The organism is Myroides odoratimimus (assembly GCF_001485415.1).
GTDB classification, from domain to species: domain Bacteria; phylum Bacteroidota; class Bacteroidia; order Flavobacteriales; family Flavobacteriaceae; genus Flavobacterium; species Flavobacterium odoratimimum.
In genome coordinates, this window is the sequence record NZ_BCMQ01000062.1 from 1 (window position 1) to 2,827 (window position 2,827).

General features: G+C 29.6%; 2 protein-coding genes and 1 pseudogene. All 3 read left to right on the forward strand.

Going from position 1 to position 2,827, the window contains the following annotated elements:
* A pseudogene (locus MODO_RS19415) lies at window positions 1-1,266 on the forward strand (hypothetical protein); the annotation flags it as partial.
* Between the two features lie 3 nt (window positions 1,267-1,269).
* Window positions 1,270-1,473 (forward strand): hypothetical protein, encoded by a 204-nt coding sequence (locus tag MODO_RS18845; protein WP_016361638.1) that lies wholly within the window; start codon window positions 1,270-1,272, stop codon window positions 1,471-1,473.
* 41 nt (window positions 1,474-1,514) lie between these two features.
* On the forward strand, window positions 1,515-2,827 hold a 1,313-nt coding region (locus MODO_RS18850; RefSeq protein ID WP_059051743.1), incomplete at its 3' end, for a phage tail-like protein.

A 2,827-nucleotide genomic window follows, 5' to 3' on the forward strand; every position in this document is an offset into this window, starting at 1 on the left:
GGTACTGCTGCAAAAGGATTCTATTATTGGACTAATAATACTACGACTCCTGCAGAAAGTAAATGGGAACTTATTACTTCAGAATCTGTATTAAATCAAAAAATAGATGAAGTTAAGAATTATGTTGATACAGAAATAAAAAAGATAACTAATATAGTAGATGGTGCTAACCTAAGTTATTTAGTTGCTTTTAATCCTACTGGAGGAGCAAATGGTAAAGGAGAGTTTTCTTATTTAGTTCCTGATGGTAGCGGAGGGTATACTCAAAAAGCAATTACATTTGCTGAGTTAATCGCCTTATCTGAGACTAAAACTTTTATGAAAGCAGAGATGCATAAAATAAAAGATCCAAATGATGAAACTGGTAAAACTGAAGTTGAAGTAGTAAAAGCTTATTACTATTTCAATGAAGATGCAGTTAACGCCTGGTTAATTGCTGGAAATGATATTAAAGATATTAATGACCCAGTTAAGGGGATTCCTTTTACTTCAGGATTTAAAATCGACGTAGTAGGTACTGTAAGTTCTAACTTAGAACAAGTATTTAATGATAATCGTAAGTTTATTGATAAATTTATTACTAAATCTGAAGGGAATGTTTTTGCTGAAGTAGTTAATAATGAAGTTAAGTTATACTATATTGACAAAACTAATGGTAAAACTGAAGTGAATTTCAATACTTTAGAAACAAAAACTAATATTCAGAAAACGATTGTTGACGCTTCTGGGAAAGAGGGAACTTATACAGATGCTACATTAGGAACTCTTAAAGAAGGTCAAATACTATTTAAATACAAATCTGAAGAATTAGATGCTAATCAGCAGCCTGTAAATTATTATTTAAATATTACAGAAGAGGTTAAAAATTCATTTAATCATCAAGATATCAAAGACGAGTTAAATAGATATTTGACTCAAGGAGGTAATGTTTACTATGGTGAAATCACTACAGGTGATGGTAAATTCGTGTTATATCATTTAATTGATAATGGTGATGGAACATTTACAAAAAAACCAATTGATATTAGTGAAAACATAATCGAAACGATTAAAACTAATGATAAAGTAACAGAGTTAATCAAGGAAAAAACAAAAGAAATCGTTGAGAACAATGTAACAACAGAAACAGGAGAAGTTATCGGTGGGTTTAAAGTATTTAAAACTATTGTAAGCGCATCTGTTGTACAAGGTGAAACTAGTGATGGAACTAAAGTTGATTATAATACGACATTTAGTGAGTCAATTAAATTAGAAAAATTTAGTTGATTATTGAACGTTGAGATTTTAGATGATAAAGGACAAGTAGTGTTGACAACTGTCACAGATGTTAAAGCAGGTAGTGCTGATCAAGGTAAAACACCTGTTGAGTTTAGATTTGGTGTTGGTAAAATGTATGCTCCATTAGCTTCAGGTAAACAATATGATGTGATCTTAAGATATATATCTGATGAGAAATTTACACCTACTAAATAGTCCTAAATAATTTAAAAAAATAACTTTAATAAGAAATTATAATGAAAAAACAAATATATACAGTATTAGCATTAGCATTATGTTTAGGTGCTTTTGCTCAAGAGAAACCAGGAGTAGGTATCAATACAAAAAGAGTAGATAAAAGTGCTATTCTAGACGTTGTGGCTGAAAAAAAAGGGGTTTTAATTCCTAGAATTGCTTTAAATGATGTGACTGTTTTCGGTTTAGATGGTGATTCTAAAAAAGAAAGTATGTTAGTTTACAATGAAAATGGTACTGCTGCAAAAGGATTCTATTATTGGACTAATAATACTACGACTCCTGCAGAAAGTAAATGGGAACTTATTACTTCAGAATCTGTATTAAATCAAAAAATAGATGAAGTTAAGAATTATGTTGATACAGAAATAAAAAAGATAACTAATATAGTAGATGGTGCTAACCTAAGTTATTTAGTTGCTTTTAATCCTACTGGAGGAGCAAATGGTAAAGGAGAGTTTTCTTATTTAGTTCCTGATGGTAGCGGAGGGTATACTCAAAAAGCAATTACATTTGCTGAGTTAATCGCCTTATCTGAGACTAAAACTTTTATGAAAGCAGAGATGCATAAAATAAAAGATCCAAATGATGAAACTGGTAAAACTGAAGTTGAAGTAGTAAAAGCTTATTACTATTTCAATGAAGATGCAGTTAACGCCTGGTTAATTGCTGGAAATGATATTAAAGATATTAATGACCCAGTTAAGGGGATTCCTTTTACTTCAGGATTTAAAATCGACGTAGTAGGTACTGTAAGTTCTAACTTAGAACAAGTATTTAATGATAATCGTAAGTTTATTGATAAATTTATTACTAAATCTGAAGGGAATGTTTTTGCTGAAGTAGTTAATAATGAAGTTAAGTTATACTATATTGACAAAACTAATGGTAAAACTGAAGTGAATTTCAATACTTTAGAAACAAAAACTAATATTCAGAAAACGATTGTTGACGCTTCTGGGAAAGAGGGAACTTATACAGATGCTACATTAGGAACTCTTAAAGAAGGTCAAATACTATTTAAATACAAATCTGAAGAATTAGATGCTAATCAGCAGCCTGTAAATTATTATTTAAATATTACAGAAGAGGTTAAAAATTCATTTAATCATCAAGATATCAAAGACGAGTTAAATAGATATTTGACTCAAGGAGGTAATGTTTACTATGGTGAAATCACTACAGGTGATGGTAAATTCGTGTTATATCATTTAATTGATAATGGTGATGGAACATTTACAAAAAAACCAATTGATATTAGTGAAAACATAATCGAAACGATTAAAACTAATGATAAAGTAACAGAGTTAATCAA